This is a genomic window from Prevotella sp. HMSC073D09, from assembly GCF_001814145.1.
Taxonomy (GTDB): domain Bacteria; phylum Bacteroidota; class Bacteroidia; order Bacteroidales; family Bacteroidaceae; genus Prevotella; species Prevotella conceptionensis.
Map to the genome: position 1 here is coordinate 1 of NZ_KV815104.1, position 247 is coordinate 247.

The window sequence follows — 247 nt, forward strand, 5'->3', positions numbered from 1 at the left end:
CCTCTCCGCTTATTGAAGGCGACGTTTGGGAACACCTCCTGCTGATGGCAACCTCGCCTGAATAGTGCAGAGTCAAAGCCGGCATCTGCATTGAGAAAGAGTCCCGATACGGACAAGCCTGAGTCCTTAATACCTGCAAACAAATCCTGAAGAACCTGGGAGATGTTGTGAAGGTCGTTGTGAGAACCCGAGACAGGCGTGGACATGGCAAGCGGTATGCCTTGCCGGTCTGTGACATAGATGGCGT

1 pseudogene is annotated in these 247 nt (G+C 53.0%); it reads right to left on the reverse strand.

Annotated features, from left to right (window positions below):
* A pseudogene (locus HMPREF2955_RS16575) lies at nucleotides 1-247 on the reverse strand (IS5/IS1182 family transposase); the annotation flags it as partial.